This window comes from Undibacterium sp. GW821-FHT11H02, assembly GCF_058808015.1.
Map to the genome: position 1 here is coordinate 40920 of NZ_JBXARG010000016.1, position 16769 is coordinate 57688.

10 protein-coding genes are annotated in these 16769 nt (G+C 48.7%); 7 read left to right on the forward strand and 3 right to left on the reverse strand.

Features of this window, described 5'->3' with window-relative positions; all coding sequences use genetic code 11:
• Window positions 1–466 precede the first annotated feature (466 nt).
• A complete protein-coding gene (locus AC1RR2_RS15445) occupies window positions 467–1489 on the forward strand; it encodes a hypothetical protein (protein ID WP_493223162.1) in 1023 nt (340 codons plus the stop codon).
• A gap of 155 nt (window positions 1490–1644) precedes the next feature.
• Window positions 1645–4458, forward strand: coding sequence for a hypothetical protein (locus AC1RR2_RS15450; RefSeq protein WP_493223163.1), 2814 nt, complete (start codon window positions 1645–1647; stop codon window positions 4456–4458).
• Window positions 4459–4837: 379 nt separating this feature from the next.
• Here AC1RR2_RS15450 and AC1RR2_RS15455 read toward each other — a convergent pair whose 3' ends face one another.
• Together AC1RR2_RS15455 and AC1RR2_RS15460 are read right to left on the reverse strand one after the other, a co-directional pair.
• Entirely contained in the window at window positions 4838–6187 is a 1350-nt protein-coding gene (locus AC1RR2_RS15455; RefSeq protein WP_493223164.1) for an ATP-binding protein, read from the reverse strand.
• Window positions 6184–6948, reverse strand: coding sequence for a response regulator (locus AC1RR2_RS15460; protein WP_493223165.1), 765 nt, complete (start codon window positions 6946–6948; stop codon window positions 6184–6186). Before AC1RR2_RS15460 ends, AC1RR2_RS15455 begins: the two co-directional genes overlap by 4 nt.
• A 244-nt stretch (window positions 6949–7192) precedes the next feature.
• Here AC1RR2_RS15460 and AC1RR2_RS15465 point away from each other — a divergent pair, with 244 nt between their 5' ends.
• A complete protein-coding gene (locus AC1RR2_RS15465; RefSeq protein ID WP_493223166.1) occupies window positions 7193–7867 on the forward strand; it encodes an ABC transporter ATP-binding protein in 675 nt (224 codons plus the stop codon).
• On the forward strand, window positions 7860–10292 hold the full coding sequence (locus AC1RR2_RS15470; protein ID WP_493223167.1) for an FtsX-like permease family protein: 2433 nt from the start codon (window positions 7860–7862) through the stop codon (window positions 10290–10292). Before AC1RR2_RS15465 ends, AC1RR2_RS15470 begins: the two co-directional genes overlap by 8 nt.
• Here the strand turns inward: AC1RR2_RS15470 and AC1RR2_RS15475 are convergent.
• Complete coding sequence (locus AC1RR2_RS15475; protein ID WP_493223168.1) at window positions 10289–10981, reverse strand: DUF2306 domain-containing protein; 693 nt, start codon at window positions 10979–10981, stop codon at window positions 10289–10291. The genes AC1RR2_RS15470 and AC1RR2_RS15475 overlap by 4 nt on opposite strands.
• 502 nt (window positions 10982–11483) lie before the next feature.
• Here AC1RR2_RS15475 and AC1RR2_RS15480 point away from each other — a divergent pair.
• The 3 genes from AC1RR2_RS15480 to AC1RR2_RS15490 all read left to right on the forward strand — a co-directional run bounded on the left by AC1RR2_RS15480 (window position 11484) and on the right by AC1RR2_RS15490 (window position 16515).
• On the forward strand, window positions 11484–12587 hold the full coding sequence (locus AC1RR2_RS15480) for a sensor histidine kinase (RefSeq protein WP_493223169.1): 1104 nt from the start codon (window positions 11484–11486) through the stop codon (window positions 12585–12587).
• Between the two features lie 9 nt (window positions 12588–12596).
• The gene (locus AC1RR2_RS15485; RefSeq protein ID WP_493223170.1) at window positions 12597–13382 is read left to right on the forward strand and encodes a LytR/AlgR family response regulator transcription factor; all 786 of its coding nucleotides are present in this window, start codon (window positions 12597–12599) and stop codon (window positions 13380–13382) included.
• A gap of 274 nt (window positions 13383–13656) precedes the next feature.
• A complete protein-coding gene (locus AC1RR2_RS15490) occupies window positions 13657–16515 on the forward strand; it encodes a bifunctional diguanylate cyclase/phosphodiesterase (RefSeq protein WP_493223171.1) in 2859 nt (952 codons plus the stop codon).
• Window positions 16516–16769: the final 254 nt, after the last annotated feature.

Genomic DNA, 16769 nt, shown 5'->3' on the forward strand with positions numbered 1-16769 from the left:
AAATTTGCCATTAGGGACATGTGCGGTGCGATTTTCGCGCTGACAGCGCATTTTCGGCCATTTTTGTTACTCTTCGTTGCCAATAGAAAGTCTGGATTAAAGCCAAATTTCAATCCTAAGAATTAACTGATCCTTGCTCACGTAAGCGCGCTTGGTAGTGGCTGCATTTGAGATGCAAAATCTTTTGTGTTCACCTTCAGCGAAGTTGCAAGTTGAAATAAACCGCGATTTCTACAGGCATAAACGAAGTCGAAAATTTTCTGACGAGCTTCATTCCTAACCAGCGCCGCATCGATCTTACTACGAGTTCCAACCCGGTACATGACATGCAAACATCGTCACACCCTAGACTATTCGCTGAAGTCTTTGCTAGTTAAAAAAATGAATTGCGCTTCTAAGTAAATTCAATGACAATACAAAAAAGTACTATTTCACTACCATAAATAGCATTTTTAAAAGGATTGATATGTTTGAATCTTTTATCATTGAACTGGTCATTGGTAGTCTGACTTTGTTCACTCTTCTGGGTATCATTGTTACAACGCTTACCGAAGCATTTCAAACTTTCCTGCAGCAAATTCGAGCCAAATATCTACAGCAATATTTACGAGAATTGCTCGCGCCCTCTGCAACTCTAAATACGACTAAGCAAAGTACTTTTTTTGATGTAGTTTTTGATCATCCCTTAATCAAGCCACTGTCGTCCGGAAAAAGAAAGCCCAGTTATATTCCGACTGATCTTATTGGAAGGGTGATCATCGATATATTTCTCACATCCACCGACCAAAAAGCTGCCACAGCAGCAGAATCCACATTTGACGCACTGAAAACAAGATTCCGCGCCGCCTTGAATGCCATTCCATCCCCAGAGCTAAAAAAGGCAATGCAAAGCCTCTACTTCAACGCAGAGTTGAGTGCCCAAAATGAAATCGAGCTGATCGAAAAATTCAAAACCGAAATTGGTATGTGGTTCGATGCAGCAATGGATCGCGCAATCGGTGCGGTGCGACGCAACGCAAAAATTGTGTCGATGTGCATTGCATTCATCTTATGCCTTGGTCTAAATATCAACGCTATCGACTTCATAAAGGGCTTGGCGCAGGATCCGAAGGCGCGCAGTGTCATGATGGATGTCGGCAGGAATCTCAGCGCTGACATTAGCAGCAAAATTCAAAGCGAATGCAAGGAAAAGTCGACAAATGAAAAGTTGACCGCGGTTGAAACCTTGCAATGCAGTTTAAGCAATTCACTCACTCTGCTGCCAGTATCCAATAAAACTTCATCCTTCGTATTGGGCTGGGAACACACTCCAAGGTTTATCGCCGACTATAAAAAGATGAATATATATGAGTTCTTATTTGGATGTTTATCTTGGCTATTCGGAATTTTTATCGCGGCAGTAGCAGCTTCGCTCGGGGGCGATTACTGGTTCAAGATCTTAAACAATGTGATTCGATTGGCTGGCGCAAAGACAGCTTCTAAGGCTTGAGATGCACACTGTCACACGTGACTGCAAACCCTTCGAGCTATGTTCTTGCTGGGGCGGCGCGTGGGACAGCACGTAAACAGCATTGCTGCGTCAATATCGTACCGAATCAAGGAAATCCTATCTCCAACTTGAATCACAACCAACATGGATAAAGTATGAACACGATAAAACTGAGTGCAGAAACGCTTAAGGATCTGGAATCGATCATCAAGGATCCAAAGAACGCATTGCCATTAGCGCTAAAAGATCTGGCACCGAATGGACGCTGGGATCTGCTCACGCAAAAAATAGGTTCCAACCTGGCGAAAACTGAAGAAACCGAGTTGACACTGCCATTGCTGGATGAGTCAATGACAGATGGTGGGGCGATATCGAGCAACTGGGCATGGGGCGCCTCGATAGAAGCCAACGCATCGCTCGGCATGGATCTGCTAACCGAAGAAGACCTAAAGCACTTGCCCATCCAGCCTGATGTTGGCCACACGCTAATCGCTTACGGTGCCACGCTATCTGCTGGCGCTACGGCTGGAGCCCATGCTAATCAGCTGCCTTGGGGGAAAGTGGGCATCGAAGCTGACGGCAAGCGCAGCGTTGGCCTGCACTGGTACGTGCAAGCTAAAGATGACGCCACTCTGCTCGCGTCTTTGAAGGCGGCACAAAGCCACTTTATCTGGCCAAGCGACATTCAGGGCATGCTGCGACTGGCTCAGCGCACCGACTGGTTTGGCATGGCGTACGAGCTGAATGGAGAAGCCCAATTGGCTATCGACATTGATGCGTCCGCGCAAGGACCAGGTTGGACATTCAGCATGAACGGTGAAACCTCTAACGTAGGCCTCTCGTTCGGTGTCACAGCTGGATTTAAAGCAGCGCACGTAAGTCGTTGGAAGCTCAGTGCCATGGTCGAGGCAAGAACTCAGGACGACGGTGCCACCGTCCTCGGCCTGCGCGTCAAGCTACATGATTTGCGCCAGCGTCAGCGCAACGCTTCGATAGCACTCACCGCCGGCGCAGACTTCTCTGCTGTGGCCTCCAGTGCTGAACGCGCATTGCGTGCGGCGTGGCCAGAGCTCCAAAAGAGTAAGCTTTTGGACGCGTTGACCCAGCCGGGAACAGCCATTTTGGATGGTCTACGCAGTCTCATCGAAAGTAATCTCAATGACGCACTACAACCGCTGGTCAAGGTGCTGATTGGTGGCAAACCAACAGCCTCAATGCGTGACGATCTGGTAAACAAACTCACTTTCGGCCTAGCGGACATGCTCGACGGCGCCTTAGGGGAGCTAGCCAGTGGCCAGGCAGATATCAATAAAGCTGTGGCGGCATGGTTAAATCAGCTGCTAGGCAAGGCGACTGTTCTTGTGACTATAGATGAAAAGATCGCAGCGTTCGTCGCCGAAGCACTTATTCAGGCCACCAAAGGCCTCAAAGATGCGATTGAAACACTGCAAGCACAAATCGTTGGCAAAGCCGAGGCGGAAGTCGATGCCGTGCTTAAGCGCTTGGGCGAGCTGGGTGCGCAGTTTGAAAAAGCACTGCAAAACTTGGACGATAACACCGCCTCTGCCGCGATCAGGAATGCTCTGAAGACCTATGCCGACCTGCGCAGCAAGCTGCTGGGCGCGCTGGCAGACAGCCATCGCCAGAAGTTGACGCTAACTTTAGCTGCGCTATACGCCCAGGAGACGGTGGCCGAAGCGGCATTCGAGGCCTGGTTCCGACCGGACGATATCGTGACGCCTGAGGCGGAACGCCTGTTTAGCGCACTTCATGGTGGACAACTATTGGCGCTACCCGAGTTGGTGCAGGCTGCAGCAAGCATGGGTGCGGTGGCAGATGCCAAAGGCTGGCTGCTGTCGGCAAGGAAAACGCTTCAAGAGCAGCGCGTGACGCTCAATTTCTTTGGCATAGAGTTTGCCAGTGGTTCGACCTGGCTAAGGGAAGTCGCAGTCAAGACGGATTTAGTCACTGGCAACCTACTCGGAGTCAAGGTAAGCGTTGTCGGAGAAACGATGATCCTAAACCCTTGGAAAAACCGTAGCGCACGGCTTGGTCTCCAATTGGAACTGAGCGATGTTGGTACATTCAAACAATTATCAGTATCGCTGGACGGCGCCTTCACTGCGAAGAACGAAAGAACGAGCGAAGCAAAAGTACAAGATCTTTTGAATTCCTATGCCGATGCCACTGGCGCTCAGCGAAGCAATATAGGTCTACTGCTCGACGTCCCCTCCAACAGCGACAGTGACGGCGCACGCAAATTTTGGAAAGCATTGACCATCGCGGTTCCTGTTGCGCTTAATCCCCAGCAGTGGGCTAGGTTTGCCGCATTGGACGCGGCCCAGATCGAAGGCGTATCGCTTGAAGTTGCCTTAGCCCAGTTTCAGCGGCGCTATATCACCGACTCGCTGTTCTCAGAGGATCCCGTTGCTGATCTGCGTGAACTGATCATGGCGCAGACCGGTGCAAAATTGGCCGGCGATGATGCGATTTTGAATTACCTGAAGTTGTTCCCAGAAGGCTACGTTAGCCGGCCCAGTGCTACCGAGTTGGAAGAAAAGTACAACATCGTAGCGAGGGACAGCGAATGGCATAGCAGAGGCTATATGCAGTTCAAGGCTTACCATCGCTTGTCAGCTACTGTCCAAACCCCGATGCGTCTACGTCATCTTGCAGCCCAAGCGGCCAGCCTGCTACAAGCACTGCCCGAGCACCCCGACCCAGTGGCAGTGCGCAAACTACTGGAGCCGATTATGGTGAAGATGCAGATAAGCTTGGCGCCCGTTGCGCTGGTCAGCGAGACCTGGCTGGGCATCGGTATACTGGGCGCGAAGGATGAGCCTGTCGCGTGGCCTTTTGCCAGTTTCATCACAACCATGGCCAAGCTGGCCGGGCTGCCGGTTCCGCCAGGCTTTGTGCCCGTGGCACAAGTTGGCGACCAACTGCCTGTTCGACTTTTAGCGGGGTAAATCTGATAGTAAGGCATAGGGTAAGCTCTATGTCACAAGGCGCTGCAGTAAATGCAGCGCCCTGCACTTAGACGAAAATATACGTGTCGGCAAAAATTAAAACTGCCTCTATATGAAACAGGAAATTTTGCAGACGATTTACCATCGTACCCAAGAAAATCTTTGTCGGTGAGCTCTTAATGGAAGAGGCATTTCCCCCTTAGTCGTTTCTTGGCCATCTTTGGCACTTTGGTGGCTCATTACCACCATCATTGACATAGCAGCTTCAGCAATGCCGGCGTGGCATTCAGCACGATTGAGCTTACGGGGAGTACGGCAAATATTGCTTTTCCAAGAGATTGAACGTCACTGACCTGCAAATCAAATTATTTGAAATTCTCTAAATTTGACACTCAAAAACAAAGCGTGCTTCCAAACCTCCACCTTCACGATTCCGCAACACAATTTCTCCCTCGAGTGCATGGGCGAGCCTTTGGGCAATCGCCAAACCAAGGCCAGTGCCGCCCGTACCCCGATTGCGTGAATTATCTATCCTATAAAACGGATCCAGAACCGCTTGCAATTCTGATTCAGGAATACCAGGTCCACGGTCACGCACACTAATCTCAATATGCTTGTTATCGATGCGCTGTACAAACAACTCCACTTCCACACCAAACTTCAAAGCATTATCAACCAGATTAATGATGAGTCGTTTCAGTGTATTGGGGCGAGTGCAAATCACTTCTCCTAAATGAGCAGTCAAAACCACCGAGTGTTGTGCGTCGAGATAGTCATAAACTAAGCTATCTAGCAGAGCGTCAAGGTCGACCCTGCACGGCTGTTCTGTGCTCTTTTGCGCGCTTCGAGCAAAGGTGATTCCCTCCTCCACCAAGGTTTGCATCGCTTTCAAATCACTTTGCAATTTTTCACGTAACTCCCCTGCTTCCATTAGTTCAGTACGTATTCTCATGCGCGTGATGGGAGTTTGTAGGTCATGTGAAATAGCTGCCAAAATCTGTACCCGTTCGGCTAAATGATGTTTGATCTGTGCCTGCATAAGATTGAATGCCGCCGCCGCGCGCGCGACTTCGCTAGGACCGTCTTCAGACAATGCCTCGCTATGGAGTGACGTACCCAGTGCTTCCGTTGCTTCAGCAAGTTTTTGTAAGGGGCGAGTAGCTTGTTTGACCGCGATCCAGGTAAAACCTAGTACTGCAAAAACTTGCAGACTAAATACGATGCCACTACCCCAATCGATAGGCCAGATCGTTTTGTGCAAAATGGCGATTAGTACCTGACCGTCTTTTAATGCGAAATAAAAACGACGCGTCTCCTCAGGGTTTCTCCCTTCGGAATACCGTATCTCATAGTGTGCGGCAAGTCCTCTTTGCATCGAAACAGCCACGTCTTGTTCGAGCGACGATTCGGGAGTAAATGCGATCGTCTCTTTCAGCAATGCATCACGCCCCATGGCTTTCAATTCGTATTGATAAGCCTTACGCTGCATCTTTTTTAGCCATGCTTGCCGTTCCGCTGGTGAAGCCGATTCCAGTATCGGTAGAAGCACCATCAAATCTTGCGTTAAGTAATAGTCAGTTCTGGCAATTTGATCATCATAAATCCTTACATAGCCATAAATATGCTGTATCAAATGCCCAAGGCCCAATGCCAACAACCACACTAGAGCGAGGCGGGCAAACAAGGACCCCGGCCATAGGCTAGCAAGACGCCCCCTCCAACTGTTCATGGCAAAGCATCCATGACATTAACCTGACAAGCAAACAAATAGCCTTCGCTGCGCATGGTCTTAATGTATTCAAAATCAGAAGCGCCGTCTTCCGCTACTAGCTTGGATGAGGAGCGCAGACGTTTACGCAATCGACTGACAAGAATGTCGATGGAACGATCGAATAGTTCCGCTTCCCGATTTTGCGTCAGATTTAACAATTGATCACGCGTCAGAACTCGTTGAGGGTGATCCAGGAAAACTTTTAGTAAACGATACTCGGCTCCACTTAAAGAAATAACCGCACCGTTAGTGTTGATCAAATGATGCGCGTGCGTGTCGACTATCCATTCGCCGAAACCTAAAACGTGCCTGGCAAGGTCAACCTGAGCTTGTTTAGGAATCATACGACTGCGTCGCAAAATCGCACGAATTCTTGCTAATAATTCTCGACTGGCAAATGGCTTAGTCAAGTAATCATCAGCCCCCATTTCCAGTCCGAGTATACGATCCGCCTCTTCATTTTTAGCGGTCAACATCAAGATCGGAATCGCATGGTCGCTCCGACTAGTGAGCTCACGACACAGCAACAATCCATCTTCTACTGGCATCATCAAATCCAAAACGATCAAATCAATTGCACAGCTCGCCAACACTTGGCGCATTTGACGTCCGCCAGCAGCAGTACTTACACGGAAACCATGCCGTTCCAAGTATTGACGCAGTAAGTCACGGATGTCTTCATCGTCATCGACTATCAAAATATGATCTGTTGCTTGCATAGTGGCTGCGTCTTAAAAAATTTTACTGGAGCGCTATCCAGTCTAATTGAACTTTGTTTCTGTAATGTTTCTGTTCTTGAATAGAAACAAGGTAGAGACAAAAAAGTCTGCTACGAACATAGACCGGATACGTGGCAGGTTTGTAATACACACTTCTATCAACACTTTCTTGAGCTCCTATATGACACCCTTAATCGACGTCAGAAACATATGTAAATCATACGATACCCCAACTGGTGCATTCATGGCATTAAAAAATATCAGTCTACAGATTCATCCCGCGGAGTTTGTCGCTGTGATTGGGAAGTCAGGCAGTGGTAAATCTACTCTCATGAATGTATTGACCGGGATTGATCGTGTTGATAGCGGTGAAATTATCATTAACAAGCTGCCGATTCATAGTCTCGACGAGGCAAACCTCACCGCATGGCGCGGGAAAAATGTTGGCATCATTTTCCAATTTTTTCAATTACTCCCGACCTTGACTGTCGCAGAAAACATCATGTTAGCGATGGATTTTTGTCAAACCTTTCCCACCAAAGCACGGAGACCTCGCGCGCTCTCATTGTTGAAAAAACTCGGCATTCTTGAACAAGCCGACAAACTTCCTGCTGCGCTCTCTGGCGGGCAACAACAACGTGCGGCGATTGCTCGTGCGCTTGCCAATAATCCACCGATTTTAGTGGCCGACGAGCCGACCGGTAATCTCGATACCGAAACGGCCTTAAGCATAATGCGATTATTTTCGGCTTTGGTCAGCGAGGGAAAAACAGTGGTCATGGTCACCCATGAGCGAGATTATCGTGACTTCTTTTCTCGTACGATTAATTTGTCCGATGGACGGCTCGATGAACAGCTCCTTGAGCCGCTTACTGTCGCGACGACATCTGGCGCAACGCAAGAGGTGCAATATGCTTAGCACGCGATGGATTAAATTGCTACGGGACGTACAGCTTAGACCTGGTCGCATTATTCTGATGATGATAGCGATCGCTGCTGGCGTCTTTGGGCTAGCGACCATGTTCACTAGCTACGTCATTTTAAATCGAGAAATTCCTCTCAATTATCTAGCGACGAATCCCGCGTCAGCGACCATTAAATTAGATCGTATCGACGAACGATTGCTCAGTGAGGTCAGGGCTTTTCCGGGCATAGGCGCAGCGCAAGGTAGCAGCACTTTTCATACCTCGATTGTCAATGACAGGTCGACACCCGGCGCGCCGCAAGAAATAAAAATCTTTGCCAATCTCGATTTTTCGGAAAAGACCATCAGCCGCATTTTCCCTAAAGAAGGCGCGTGGCCACCGCCGCCAGACTCTCTACTTTTAGAACAAGAATCTCTCAAACAATTGCAACGCAAAGTCGGCGACCGCTTGACGATAGACCTTGGTGATGGTCGCAGCAAAACCCTGCTGATTGCGGGCACTGTGCATGACCCCGCTATGCCAACACCCAGCATGTCCGCATTTGCGTATGTGAGCTTAGCGACGATGCGTGGTCTCAGTGATGGCAAAAATCCACAAAACTTGAACATCATCGTCAGTGAAAACAAGCTCGATGCCAAACACATCGAACGGGTCGTAACCCAATTGACGGGACGCTTGGTGCAACTTGGCTATCAAGTAGAAAGGATACAAATACCGCCACCAGGAGAACATCCGCATCAGGCGATTATGCAAGGCGTATTGATCATGTTGATGTGCTTTAGTCTGCTCGCCTTATTGCTCAGCAGTGTACTAAGTACCTCCATGATTGAAGGCCTAATGGCGCAACAAAGTCGACAAATGGCGGTAATGAAAGCCATCGGTGCCAGCGTCTCTCAAATCGCAATACTGTATTTCGCTTTCATCTTGATGATTTCTGCGCTAGCGACAGCGATTGCGGTGCCTGCTGGTCTAGCTGCGGGCTTCGCTTTATCCAAATTAGTTTTACTAAAAATCCTAAATTTCAGCTTGCACAGCAGCGCCTTACCAGCAATCCCGCTGTCCTTACTCATACTGACTGGCATCTTACTACCGATGTTGATCGCCGCGAGATCCATTCTCACAAGAACACGCGTTAGCGTTCATTCCGCCTTGAGCAATTTTGGAACAAGTCAGCAACATTATTCCGCTGTGGGTAATTGGAAAATCATCGATAAGCTCACGTGGATTAATCGAAGTTTGATTATGTCCTTACGAAACTGTTTTCGACACCGTGGGCGCTTGATCTTAAGTTTGGTGCTCTTAAGCAGTGCAGGTGCGATGTTTATCAGTAGTCTCAACGTCAAAAATGCCTCACAACAGCATTTGCTCAATGCGGCTACGGAGCGCCATTACCAACTCGAAGTGATTAGCAAGATGCCACAGGATCAAACAAAAATGCGACAACTATTGCAGGGCATCGATGGAATTCAAAGTATAGAAGCGTGGCCCGCTAGCCGTGTCGCGCGCGTTGGCAAATCGGGCATAGAAATCGAACGATCCTATCCAGACGGCGCGCATGGCACTTTGACCATGGTCGCCATGCCAGTGCAGAGTCAATTGATCGACTTACCACTCACGCAGGGGCGAAAGCTGTTGGCCGAGGACCTCGATGCGGTCATTCTCAATCAACGAGCATTGGCATTTTTTCTCAACACCCAAGTAGGCGACAAGATACAAATCCGTAGTTTCGGAAACATCAAAACCTTACAAGTCACTGGCATTGCGCGACAAAAAATGACTGGGGCGACAGCCTATATATCTCCTGCCACCCTAGCCACGTTATCCACCTTGCCGAGCCAGAGTGAGCTCAGTCGAAACTACAAAATCGTCAGCACACAAGCGAAGCCGTCAGAACCAGAACTCACTACACTTGCCAACACGATACGCCAAGTCCTCAATGACCATCAGATCCCAGTCGCTGCCATTGTGACCGAAACGATGTTAAGAACAGAAGTGGACGGCCATTTCAATTTGCTGATTCTATCTTTGCTGTTTATTGCACTAATAATGGCAAGCGTCGGAGCGTTAGGATTAAGCGCGACCATCAGCAATAATGTGGTCGAACGCACCCGCGAATTTGGCATTATGCGAAGTTTGGGTGCAAGCCGTGGCACGATCATGCAAAACATCATCGTCGAAGCCTGCATGATTACCGCTATCAGCTATTTATTTGCGGTCATTCTTGCCCTGCCACTCTCTGCATTCATCGGTCACTTCGTCGGCAACCTATTAATGGAAGAGGCATTCCCCTTAGTCGTTTCTTGGCAATCTTTGGCACTTTGGTGGCTCATTACGAACTTCATTGGCATAGCAGCTTCAGCAATGCCCGCATGGCATTCAGCACGTTTGAGCATACGGGAGACGTTGGTGTTTCATTAGGCGTTTCTTCGCCCTATTGAAGCAGATGCTTTGCGCTTGAGTAGCGTGCGCCCTAGCCAGTACAAAGTCGTCACCAACACCAGCAGCACGGGGATTGCCAGGGCCGGAATCCCCAGCAAATTGCTTTTACGAATAATCGTTGGAAAGACTTGCATTTGCCCAGTAAAGAAGGAGCCCGTTGCGATCAACATAGCAAAGCCCATGCGCCACAGGTGGCGCACTAAACGCTGTGAGCCAAGGATGTTTCCGACCCAGATCATACGAAGGTCTAAAGCGGCGCATAACAAGCTGATCGATCCAAAAACGAGTAAAGTTTGCGGTGGGCTATTCTTGGTGATCAGCGTTTTGGGATCGGCCAAAAAGTCAAACCATAGATTCAGCGAATAGACGCCTAGAACCGCTGCGGCGAGCGCAAATCCCTCCAATACGGCTTTACTTTCCTGAACGGTTCGTTTAATCACTAACCATGATGTGCAAACGAGATAAGCCGTGAACATTGCGGCAACACCAGTCACGTGATCAGTACGTAAAAATAGCGAAATGATGGCGGCACTGATCGTCATGCATAACATCGACAGTGTGAACATGGTTCCAGATTTGCGATGTAAAGGCGAACCCTTAGCCGCATATAAAGCAATGAAGCCGGAGGCAATGGCCATTAGGCCGGCAATAATATGTATCCATTTCATGAGCGTTCCTCGGTAATTAGTTGACCTGCCTTGATTGATGTTCGTCAGAATAAAGTGAACGACAAATCTCACTAAATTGATTGCGATGAATGACGGACCTTGTGGATTCAATGGCGGTATAGGACGATGATTGCCGTCGTTCACCGCATATCTGTCACGGCCATAGGATCAAGCTCATGCTTATGCTTTTTGAGAACTTTGGCGGGTGTCACGATGCGCTGCCAAATTGTTACTTCTTATGATGTAAGCTCTGCATGAACGTAGCCCACCCTTGATTGCCACATTTTGATGGCGCTATTTCATTCTTGTATTTGACCCGCGTATTTCAATGCAGGACAGATCGACCGCAGTTGGTCTATCTATAGCGTCGTTTAACTACTGCCGGGCGTCAACCGTCTGGCTGACATAGCCGTACTCAATCAAGCAAGGTAAACTCTGCTTATTCTTAGTCACTCAAGAAAATTAGGGCAGTTCATTTTCATCCTTCGCATAGGCTCACATCATGGATAACAAAGAATTATCAAACGCATTGTCGACACCACCTCCTATGTACAACTGGCAGCGTGTCAAAGTGGTTTTAGCGGTGACACTTATCCTTAGTATTATGATGAAGTTCACTTGGGCGACTTGGTGGATCACGATTTTTGTCCGTTTAGCCTTGATAGGCATGATCCAATTGACGGCGTTTGGGATTATTGAACGTTGGCCGAAACGACTACCAGCTTGGGTTGCGCGTTGGGTGCTTCAAGTGGCCGCGGTAGCGATCGTTGTTCCATTTGCAGCTGCATTTGTTTATACCTTGACGACGATTGGAGACCCCGTCCCTTGGTACAAAGTGCAGACAAAGTTGAATGGCTGTGGGCAGATGATTGGTGCCGGTTTGCTATTTTCACCATGGATAGCCATGTCCGCTTTATATCGCCAAATTAATGGGCAAGCACAGCGACAGGCGCTATCGTTTGAGTTAGAGCGTAGTGAGTTAGCGCGTGATGCGCTTGATTCGCGCCTGCGTTTATTGCAAGCGCAAGTCGAGCCACATTTCTTATTCAATACCTTGGCGAATGTTCGTGAGTTGGTGGATTCTGGTTCTTCTCAAGCGTCGAAGGTATTGGGTAGTTTGATTGCCTATCTTCGCGCTGCGGTTCCGAATTTAAATAGCGCAGCAAGCACCTTGGAACAAGAGCTGGAACTAGTGCGTGCTTACTTGGAGTTGATGCATATGCGTATGCCGGATCGACTACAGTTTTCTTTTGATGTTGATGATAGCGCGCTAAAGGTGCCGTGCCCGCCGATGAGCTTACTGACTTTAGTGGAAAATGCGGTACGCCACGGTATTGATCCTAGTGAAGAAGGTGGTCGAATTGATGTTACGGTGCAATTGCAAAATGATCGATGTGTGGCGCAAGTGCGCGATACCGGTGTAGGCTTAAGTGGAGGTCATGAGAGCAAGGGACTGGGCACCGGCTTGGCAAATCTGCGTGAACGATTACAATTGGTATTCGCAGATCAAGCACAGCTCAGTTTGACAGCACTTGAACCGCATGGCTTTCTTGCAGAAATCAACTTTCCAGCGCAGATCAACACTACAACGACCCATTTATCATAGGGAAACCACATGAGTTCAACCCGCCCTACCGCACTGATCGCCGATGACGAACCTCTACTGAGGAGCTCATTAACCCGCATGCTAGCGCAGGCTTGGCCCGAATTAGACATCGTGGCAGAAGCACGCAATGGACGCGAAGCGGTCGAACAATATCAAGCACTCAAACCAAGCGTGTGTTTTTTGGACGTGCATATGCCAGGCATGACAGGCATAGAAGCAGCACGTCAAATGGGGCGTGGCGTGCATTTGGTTTTCGTCACGGCCTATAGTGAATATGCCGTCGAAGCCTTTACCCAAGGTGCCTTGGACTATTTGGTGAAACCTGTAGATCCTGCCCGCCTGGCTGACACCGTCGCCCGCGTGAGAGAACGTATTGGCACATCACAGGAAGCACCAGATATCGAAGTCTTGCTGGACAAATTGGAAGCACGGATGCAAAAGAAAGCTGCACCTGAACCTTTACGTTGGATTAAAGCCATGGTCGGTCAGTCTTTGCGTATGATCGCTGTCGCTGATATCGATTTTTTACGTTCGGACGAAAAATACACCTTAATCGCCTGGCGCGGCGAAGATGGCAAACCAGCGGAAGCATTAATTCGGAGTTCACTCAAGGAATTGCTAGATCAACTCGACGGCACCCACTTTATTCAGGTGCATCGCTCGGTGGTCGTGAATATCAATATGGTGAGCCATGTGACGCGCGGAGAGAATGAGACCGCCACCGTTTTCATGAAAGGGCGCGCCGATAAATTGCCCGTGAGCCGTAGCTATTTGCATCATTTTAAGCAGATGTAGTTTTCTGATCGGTATTGGTCGGGCTAATTAAGTCCGACCATCCAGTTCAATTTGGCGCGAGTGATGGGTTCAAGTTTTGCGATAGTCCATTTGCAATGGGAATGTTGCATGTCAAGTCTCGCACCTCATCGATAAAAATGCATTCTTTACTCAGTTTAATGCGGACTATGTACGACAACGTACAGAGTTAATCTCGCTAGCCATCTAGAATTCAGATATGCGGCTGTCTGCACGACTCTATTCTCAGACAGACCTCCTTCTGCTGGGGTATTGAATGCAAAAAATTTTCCATCGTATCCACTTTTCCGTTTCTGTCTCGGCCATATTGGCGTTTTTGATTGGTTTAAGTTTAACTGCACTCCTTTTCGCCTCCGTCCGCAAAGTCGAAGCAGAACGCCAGAACGTCCTATTCAAGCAAAATGCCACTCTGCGCATCGCAGCGGTCACCAGCGGCTTGCAAGATGCCGTCGAACAATTGGTGGTATTGAACCAAGTCTTTCGAACTGTCGGCGTCGTTACGCGCGAGCAGTTTCATGTCTTTACGACGCCACTTTTAGAACGCTATCCCCAGATACAGGCGCTCAGTTTCCAACGTATGATTATGCATGCTGAACGGCACGCCTATGAAACCACGATGCGACGAAATAATCGTGATTTTAATATCACTGAAATTATCGATGGAGTTCAACAGCGCGCGGAAAACAGAGATAGCTACAACGTGGTTGACTATATCGAGCCGATCGCGGGCAATGAAGCAGCATTAGGGCTCAATACTTTACTGACAAAGGATCAGATAAAAGCTCGAACCCAATCACGTACGACAGGACGGGTCACCGCTACCGGCTTACTCACATTGGCGCAGCACAAAGGTTGGCATACCGGCTTCTTGGTGCTGGCGCCTGTTTACCTTCAAGGTGCGCCACTAGACACGGCGAACGCACGTCAACGTGCGACGATAGGCGAGACCGCCGCTGTTTTTCGTGTCGATCTTTTGCTCGATGCCATCGTCAGTAAGGCAGGTTTTTTGCAGCTCTCCAATTTAACCATCAGCGTCTACGCCAGTAACAAGGCTGACAAAGATAATCTAGCCTTTCGCAATGGCACTGAGCTGCCCCCAACCGGTGGCACGCTGTTACTCCCAAGCTGGTTGTTATTTGATCAGTCCAGCCCGATCAGCGCAAACTTTGAGATAGGCGACCAGCCCTGGCACATAGAAATAGCACGGGCAGCGACGATATTCACTGCGGCAAACAGTGGCTCCCTATTTGTGCTAATCGGCGGTTTTCTATCTAGCCTGCTGGTCGCTGCCTATGTTTATGTTGTGGTATCGCGCACTGAAACAATAGAGCGCGTATGTGTAGAGCGTCTTGCTGAACACACTACTGCCCTGCAATTTGCCAATCTACGGCTATCCGAAAATCAAGCGCTACAAAAAACGAGCGAAGAATCCTTGCGATTGCGCGAACGTGTCATTGAAGTCTCATCAAATGCGATCATCATTTGCAGTGCCAATGCACCCGATTTTGCGATTGAATATGTCAACCCCGCATTTGAGCGCATTACCGGCTATAGAGCTGACGATGTGGTGGGAAGAAGATTGGAATCCCTACAAGGCAATAGCCAAGATCAGCAAAACATGGAAGAAATTCGTGCCGCCTTGCGCGAGAAAAGAGAAGGGCATGCTCTGCTGCGTAATTATAAAAAAGATGGGACAGGGTATTGGAATGATTTGTTTATCGCACCTGTGCAAGATGACGAGGGTGTCATCAGCCACTTTGTAGTCGCACAATATGACATCACTGCTGTGATGCGTTATGAAGCCGAATTAGACTTTCAAGCAAAGCACGATACCTTAACTGGTCTGGCTAATCGAAATCTCTTGCGCGAACGAATGACACACGCACTTGCTGATGCCGAAAGAAATACATTACCAGTATGGATCTTGTTTGTTGACTTGGATCGCTTTAAATTTATCAACGACACGCTAGGTCATGAGGCGGGCGACGCCTTACTCAAAACGGTAGCGATGCGCTTGCAATCCGTCGCGCGCGATGCGGATACCGTAGCGCGCGTGGGCGGCGATGAGTTCGTTTTGGTACTGCCCAATTGCGCAGAAGAAGGCACGGGTATTGAAGTCCTGCATAGAATTATGGATGCGGTAGCACTGCCTTTGGTCTTAGAGCAGCATGAATTTTTTCTCACTTGCAGCATAGGAGTGGCGGTCTACCCTAACGACGGGCTAAGTGCTGAGCTCCTGACAAAACACGCTGATATTGCCATGTACCGCGCCAAGGAAACGGGTCGTAACAGCTTTCAGTTTTATACCTCATCGATGAACGAGCGAACACTCGACCGACTCTCTATCGAAGCTGATCTACGTCACGCATTGGAACGACAAGAATTCTCCTTGCACTACCAGCCACAAATCAATGCATTGAATGGTCGTATCGTTGGCATGGAAGCACTTATCCGCTGGAACCATCCACGACATGGCATGATCCCTCCACTACGATTTATCGGTTTGGCTGAAGAAATGGGTATCATCATCCAGATCGGTGACTGGGTACTCAAGCAAGCATGCCTTCAGACCAAGGCATGGCAACAAGCGGGTCTTGGTGAGCTGCGCGTGGCTGTCAATCTTTCTGCTAGGCAGTTCACACAAAAGAATTTGGTGCAGGCGATTGCTGATACCTTACACAACACAGGCTTGGAATCGCGTTTCCTCGAATTGGAACTCACTGAAAGCATGGTGATGGAAGATGTCGATAATGCCATTACTATCCTGCGTAATCTCAAGGGCTTGGGCGTCCATATTGCCATTGATGATTTCGGCACTGGCTATTCTAGCCTGTCGTACTTGCGACGTTTCCCTATCGATGTTTTGAAAATAGATCAATCTTTTGTCAACGATATTATGGTTGATGATGATGACGCTGCCATTGTCGTATCGATCATCTCTCTGGCGCATAGCTTGCGCTTGCAAGTCATAGCGGAGGGCGTGGAGAACGCCGATCAGTTGGCCTTTTTGCGTACACACGGCTGCGACCAGGTACAGGGATATTACTTCAGCAAACCGGTCAGCGCTGATCGTTTCGAATTGCTATTGCGAGAAAATACCAATCACTTATTCTGAGCGCCGAGGCGGATACACGCTAAAAGCCCTAGGTATAGTGAATATGCCGTGGAAGTCTTTACACAAGGTGCTTTGGTATTTTTTGAATCCGGTGGATCCGGCTTGACTCGCTGACACGGTGGCACGCGTACGAGAACGTATTGGGACATCAAAGGAAGCACCATATATCCAACAAATTGGAAGCCCGGATGCATTTGTGACGCTAATGTAGCATGTCGAAACTCGATTCCAATAACTACTTAACGACACCATTT

Coding starts and splice junctions, on each gene's coding strand:
- AC1RR2_RS15445 (WP_493223162.1), top strand. CDS start 467: ATGTTTGAATCTTTTATCATTGAACTGGTCATTGGTAGTCTGACTTTG.
- AC1RR2_RS15450 (WP_493223163.1), top strand. CDS start 1,645: ATGAACACGATAAAACTGAGTGCAGAAACGCTTAAGGATCTGGAATCG.
- AC1RR2_RS15455 (WP_493223164.1), bottom strand. CDS start 6,187: ATGAACAGTTGGAGGGGGCGTCTTGCTAGCCTATGGCCGGGGTCCTTG.
- AC1RR2_RS15460 (WP_493223165.1), bottom strand. CDS start 6,948: ATGCAAGCAACAGATCATATTTTGATAGTCGATGACGATGAAGACATC.
- AC1RR2_RS15465 (WP_493223166.1), top strand. CDS start 7,193: ATGGCATTAAAAAATATCAGTCTACAGATTCATCCCGCGGAGTTTGTC.
- AC1RR2_RS15470 (WP_493223167.1), top strand. CDS start 7,860: ATGCTTAGCACGCGATGGATTAAATTGCTACGGGACGTACAGCTTAGA.
- AC1RR2_RS15475 (WP_493223168.1), bottom strand. CDS start 10,981: ATGAAATGGATACATATTATTGCCGGCCTAATGGCCATTGCCTCCGGC.
- AC1RR2_RS15480 (WP_493223169.1), top strand. CDS start 11,484: ATGGATAACAAAGAATTATCAAACGCATTGTCGACACCACCTCCTATG.
- AC1RR2_RS15485 (WP_493223170.1), top strand. CDS start 12,597: ATGAGTTCAACCCGCCCTACCGCACTGATCGCCGATGACGAACCTCTA.
- AC1RR2_RS15490 (WP_493223171.1), top strand. CDS start 13,657: ATGCAAAAAATTTTCCATCGTATCCACTTTTCCGTTTCTGTCTCGGCC.